This is a genomic window from Klebsiella sp. MS 92-3 (assembly GCF_000195655.1).
GTDB lineage: Bacteria > Pseudomonadota > Gammaproteobacteria > Enterobacterales > Enterobacteriaceae > Klebsiella > Klebsiella pneumoniae.
The window spans coordinates 1-3729 of sequence record NZ_GL882710.1 but is presented as its reverse complement, the minus strand read 5'-3'; the positions used below and the strand labels follow the sequence as shown (position 1 = coordinate 3729).

Annotated in this window: 11 protein-coding genes and 1 pseudogene; 1 reads left to right on the top strand and 11 read right to left on the bottom strand. The window is 50.3% G+C overall.

The genetic code is table 11. From position 1 onward, the window contains the following. Nucleotides 1-56: 56 nt before the first annotated feature. The 11 genes and pseudogenes from HMPREF9538_RS26050 to HMPREF9538_RS32000 all read right to left on the bottom strand — a co-directional run bounded on the left by HMPREF9538_RS26050 (nt 57) and on the right by HMPREF9538_RS32000 (nt 3052). Entirely contained in the window at nt 57-281 is a 225-nt protein-coding gene (locus HMPREF9538_RS26050; protein ID WP_009483862.1) for a hypothetical protein, read from the bottom strand. After that, complete coding sequence (locus HMPREF9538_RS26055; protein WP_009483861.1) at nt 278-496, bottom strand: hypothetical protein; 219 nt, start codon at nt 494-496, stop codon at nt 278-280. The genes HMPREF9538_RS26050 and HMPREF9538_RS26055 overlap by 4 nt, the downstream gene beginning before the upstream one ends. Next, nucleotides 493-594: pseudogene (locus HMPREF9538_RS31295) on the bottom strand (adenine methyltransferase); the annotation flags it as partial. The gene HMPREF9538_RS26055 and the pseudogene HMPREF9538_RS31295, both read right to left, overlap by 4 nt. Nucleotides 595-601: 7 nt before the next feature. Beyond that, nucleotides 602-1075 (bottom strand): NUMOD4 domain-containing protein, encoded by a 474-nt coding sequence (locus HMPREF9538_RS29045; protein ID WP_009483859.1) that lies wholly within the window; start codon nt 1073-1075, stop codon nt 602-604. After that, nucleotides 1072-1377, bottom strand: coding sequence for a helix-turn-helix domain-containing protein (locus HMPREF9538_RS26060; protein WP_009483858.1), 306 nt, complete (start codon nt 1375-1377; stop codon nt 1072-1074). Before HMPREF9538_RS26060 ends, HMPREF9538_RS29045 begins: the two co-directional genes overlap by 4 nt. Beyond that, entirely contained in the window at nt 1374-1664 is a 291-nt protein-coding gene (locus HMPREF9538_RS26065; RefSeq protein WP_009483857.1) for a hypothetical protein, read from the bottom strand. Before HMPREF9538_RS26065 ends, HMPREF9538_RS26060 begins: the two co-directional genes overlap by 4 nt. Then, nucleotides 1648-2301: an ERF family protein gene (locus HMPREF9538_RS26070; protein WP_009483856.1), complete on the bottom strand. Its 654-nt coding sequence runs from the start codon at nt 2299-2301 to the stop codon at nt 1648-1650. The genes HMPREF9538_RS26065 and HMPREF9538_RS26070 overlap by 17 nt, the downstream gene beginning before the upstream one ends. After that, nucleotides 2298-2456 (bottom strand): hypothetical protein, encoded by a 159-nt coding sequence (locus HMPREF9538_RS32005; RefSeq protein WP_009483855.1) that lies wholly within the window; start codon nt 2454-2456, stop codon nt 2298-2300. Before HMPREF9538_RS32005 ends, HMPREF9538_RS26070 begins: the two co-directional genes overlap by 4 nt. Beyond that, nucleotides 2453-2623 (bottom strand): thioredoxin reductase, encoded by a 171-nt coding sequence (locus tag HMPREF9538_RS26075; RefSeq protein WP_223385403.1) that lies wholly within the window; start codon nt 2621-2623, stop codon nt 2453-2455. Before HMPREF9538_RS26075 ends, HMPREF9538_RS32005 begins: the two co-directional genes overlap by 4 nt. Nucleotides 2624-2727: 104 nt before the next feature. Further along, nucleotides 2728-2934, bottom strand: coding sequence for a cell division inhibitor protein (locus HMPREF9538_RS29040; RefSeq protein ID WP_071813908.1), 207 nt, complete (start codon nt 2932-2934; stop codon nt 2728-2730). Then, entirely contained in the window at nt 2927-3052 is a 126-nt protein-coding gene (locus HMPREF9538_RS32000; RefSeq protein ID WP_004219883.1) for a hypothetical protein, read from the bottom strand. The genes HMPREF9538_RS29040 and HMPREF9538_RS32000 overlap by 8 nt, the downstream gene beginning before the upstream one ends. A 309-nt stretch (nt 3053-3361) precedes the next feature. On the opposite strand from HMPREF9538_RS32000, the gene HMPREF9538_RS26080 reads away from it, so the two are divergent. Next, the gene (locus HMPREF9538_RS26080) at nt 3362-3565 is read left to right on the top strand and encodes a hypothetical protein (RefSeq protein WP_004191594.1); all 204 of its coding nucleotides are present in this window, start codon (nt 3362-3364) and stop codon (nt 3563-3565) included. The last annotated feature ends 164 nt before the right edge of the window (nt 3566-3729 follow it).

The following is a 3729-nucleotide window of genomic DNA, read 5'->3' as shown; positions in this document are numbered from 1 at the left end:
CTGCGTAGTTGTGTTTGACCAGATGCGGGCTACCAACTCAGTGAATTTGGAGAATTTCATGCTGCACCTGCCTTGTCTTCATCCATTTTCCAGGCCGTGGCAAGAGCGCTAGTCACCTGGTGGAAGCTATGTTTTACTGCCACCTTCCCGTGGTCGCCGGTTGGCGAAACCAGTTCGATTGTGGTCAGCTCTCCGCCGCTTTCAGCGTCTGGGTAAAACTGCGCGACGTCGTTGGTTTCGACGATCACAGACCCGGATGGGGTATACATTTTCAGCTTCATGACTCCACTCCATACCGCCCGTTCATGCGGCCAATGCTGCTGACGAATGCCGTAAGGCTGATGCCCATTGGCTTAATTTTTTCGTGGTGCTTTTTGAGGATCGGCGGTACAACCTCATTCCATTTCGGTTTTGGCTTGGCCTTCAGGGCGCGGCGGATTTCATCAACGCATTGGCGCCCCTGATTGCGCATAACGTTTTCTATTTCTGGCGTCATGCTGCCTCCAGATTTCCGATCCGCTTTAACTCAGCCAGCGATACGGTCGTGATGATGTGTCGCGGGGTGATGTACGGGCGCCAGATAAATAAGACAGATATGCATTCACTTTGCATTCTTATTTTTCCTTCTCTCTGCATGCCTCAATTTCATTCTTTCAGAGGTGGCTCGTTTGTTTTTTATTGAAATGTAATTTAGCCCAAGCTTATATGCATGCTTGTTGTTATCGGAAGCGGAGCACCATTCAAGATTGCAAACTGAATTATCCTTTTTATCTCCATTTTTATGGTTGACAACATAATCGGCATTCGTGCAAGGTATAAAAGTCATAGCAACAAGCCTATGAATTAAATAACGTTTCTTAACACCATCCTTGCAAAGACCTACCCCTAAGTATCCTCTTGGGTGTTTTAATGGCTTCATATTTTTCCCAGGATACAATCTCCCCATATAATCCTTGTGAGGTAAGGACCTGATTTCTCCTAGTGTGGAAATTTCATAAATCCCCTCATATCCCTTTATCTGCGACCACCTTCCTCTTTCATTTTTTGGAGTTTTCGATCCGCCATAATCAGTCATTGCGCACCTCTTTTCGTGCCTGCCTTTCTCATGCGGCTTAAAGTCCTGGATACCGACGCAACGCTTCGGCCCATCTTCATGGCGATGCTTTTATGCGACTCACCGGCAGCGCGCAGTTCAGCGGCGATCTGCTTCTCTTCTGGCTTCCAGGGCTTGTAGACAAACGCTGTGCTGATGGAATAGCTCTGTGCCAGGCGGTAAAAGTTTGCCTGGCTAATCCCCAGCGCATCTGCTGCGCGACAGGCAGGCATGGTTCCGGCGATGGCACGGAATTGCTCTGGTGTGATGCTCTGCTTATTCATTGGGCCTCCCGTGGTAACCGGTAAATTTCTCCGCCAAGCGTCCCGTTTCCCCAGCGCTCGACGGCCAGGAATGGCTTAACCATTTCCAGTTCAGGAGCCGAGATGAACACTTCTTTCATCTCAAGTGCTGGCGCCCACCCGGCGTAATAAGGTTCATGAAAATTCAGGGTTATCCCTGCGTTGTGCCCAAGGGCGCCCGCTGCGGTCTGCCAGCGATGAAATACCGTAATGTTGTTCCGCGCGTCCTTGCGCAGGATGGACAGGATTGACTCAGCTGTTACTTTCATGGCTGCCACCACTTGCGGCTTGTTTCAGCTCTCTCAGGCGGATGCCGGTAACGTCCCTGCACTTCGTCTGATGCTCAGGGAAGCCATGAAGGCTGTTCCATGCTTTTCCGTAGTTATCCTGGAGGGCCTTCGGATCGTTCTCTGAGCCTGCGTAAGCAGTGAAATCAGCGAGAATCTGATCTGCGTCTGCTGGCCTTACCTGGTGAGCCTCATAGTCAGGGTCCACAGTCGTTTCTTCTGTAGGGATGCAGAACGCCTGAAAGGCTGCATATTTGTACGCAATCGACATGGCCTTGTTCGTTGCTTTATCGCCGCTATCCATCGCCTCGCCGTAGGTGACGACGGTATGAATGCTGCCGTCCTCCGTGCTGACAAAATCGAACTCAGCCCGGACGGTTACATAAAACAACGCGCCACCATTTTTGCTGGTTCGTTCACAGCATGACCGCTCAGTACACCGCGGGAGGATCAGTAACTTGTGCTTCACCAGGGCAGGGGCCAGAGCGTTGTAAACGTCATCGATCCCACGGAATGCGTAGTTGACCTGACTGCCCTGTTTTCTGGCCTTGCTGATGCCTTTCTCTGCCAGCTCTCCGGCCACAGCGCTGATAGCGGCGTATACTTTTTTATCCGTCATTGAAAATTCCCCGCGAATTCATCCCAGCCGATCACCGGGTTCTGCCGCTCCGCAGAAAGGTTTACTGGTTCGTCATCGTCGAAATCACGTTCGCCGATCGCATCGCTCATCAGCTGAATGAATTCGTCGTCATTCCATTTTTCCGCCGCGCTCATGCTGCTTTCTCCCGGTGAGTAATGACGTAGCCATGCTCCGCCAGGCATTCGATCACCGCGCCCCAATCCAGTTGCATGAGGACTTCACGACTGTTAACTGTTCCCGACAGCACCACGTCTTCCAGCTCGACGGTTAACGTGTTATGCGGGCCTACAGATGTGCGCATGTCTGTGCATTCACATTTGATATTCATAAGAGCCTCAAAAAAGGTCGTAAGAAGCCAGGCGCGATGAAAGCCGCCTGATAGCTCAGTTAAATTCTTCGTTTCGATTACCGGCTGAGACCTTGTCCCAACCCGTTCAGATAAACTTCAACCAGCAAGTCGGTTGTGTAAGTCCGCTCAATCCCGCGATGCAGGTACAGGCGGCCGCGTTTATTTGCTGATGCTGTCCAGGTGCTTTCCCGATGCTTAACGAGCATCCCTGGCAGAACGGCGCCGCGGTTAACGGTCTGTGTCCCGTAATGATGACTAGCCATTGAACACCCCCGTAACATGCAGAATTTTGATAATCAACGCTGTCCAGATAACGCCGCAGATCAGCAGGCAGTAAATCAGTGAACGAATGCCTTGTTTGCTCATTTGCCACCCCAGCACGGATAGCTAACTGCGAGAACAGCAACCAAAAACGGAACGACCTTTAACCAAAAATTACGCCATGCAGGCTTGTCTTCTTCGCGGATCATCTCTTCACCTTTGCCTTATCGCGGCTAACGGGACGTTTTGACTTCACCCCGGCGTTGCCGGTGTTGTTTGGATGAGATGAATATACAAAACGTATTCATTACTTGCAATACAATACGTATACTTATTTTTGCTTATCAAGATAACATTTTGTATTTTATGGAGGTTTATTTTTGTAAAGCGTGCTGGTAAGCTCAAAAAAACGCCAAAGAGGGTAGCGCCATGTCGAATGAGGATGAATTTTTCGCAGAAATGCACCCGCAGATAGCGCAGATTATCGGGATAGCGGTTATGCAACTGCTGGTTGAGAAGCGCGAGCCATCAAGAGAGGCGCTGATAGAGATGATTCAGGTGTTGTGGCAGGGAGACCAGGTAGATCTGTCTGTGGAGCTTGCACTGGATGTGCTGATGCTGCGGGAAGAGTAGGGCCGGTAGTCAACAGCTTGCCAGCAGTGATGCCGTTAACCATGGGGATCGGGGCGATGTTCAAATGGTGGGCAAATGAAGATAAAAAGTGTATATTTTCTAAATAATCAATTACTTGTGTTGGTGGTCGGGTGCTGTCCGATATGGATCGGAAGGCACTAAAA

What these genes read in the sequence shown, in the direction of transcription:
- HMPREF9538_RS26050 (WP_009483862.1), bottom strand. Translation starts at nt 281, where the DNA reads ATGAAGCTGAAAATGTATACCCCATCCGGGTCTGTGATCGTCGAAACC.
- HMPREF9538_RS26080 (WP_004191594.1), top strand. Translation starts at nt 3,362, where the DNA reads ATGTCGAATGAGGATGAATTTTTCGCAGAAATGCACCCGCAGATAGCG.
- HMPREF9538_RS32005 (WP_009483855.1), bottom strand. Translation starts at nt 2,456, where the DNA reads ATGAGCGCGGCGGAAAAATGGAATGACGACGAATTCATTCAGCTGATG.
- HMPREF9538_RS26055 (WP_009483861.1), bottom strand. Translation starts at nt 496, where the DNA reads ATGACGCCAGAAATAGAAAACGTTATGCGCAATCAGGGGCGCCAATGC.
- HMPREF9538_RS29045 (WP_009483859.1), bottom strand. Translation starts at nt 1,075, where the DNA reads ATGACTGATTATGGCGGATCGAAAACTCCAAAAAATGAAAGAGGAAGG.
- HMPREF9538_RS26065 (WP_009483857.1), bottom strand. Translation starts at nt 1,664, where the DNA reads ATGAAAGTAACAGCTGAGTCAATCCTGTCCATCCTGCGCAAGGACGCG.
- HMPREF9538_RS29040 (WP_071813908.1), bottom strand. Translation starts at nt 2,934, where the DNA reads ATGGCTAGTCATCATTACGGGACACAGACCGTTAACCGCGGCGCCGTT.
- HMPREF9538_RS26070 (WP_009483856.1), bottom strand. Translation starts at nt 2,301, where the DNA reads ATGACGGATAAAAAAGTATACGCCGCTATCAGCGCTGTGGCCGGAGAG.
- HMPREF9538_RS26075 (WP_223385403.1), bottom strand. Translation starts at nt 2,623, where the DNA reads ATGCGCACATCTGTAGGCCCGCATAACACGTTAACCGTCGAGCTGGAA.
- HMPREF9538_RS26060 (WP_009483858.1), bottom strand. Translation starts at nt 1,377, where the DNA reads ATGAATAAGCAGAGCATCACACCAGAGCAATTCCGTGCCATCGCCGGA.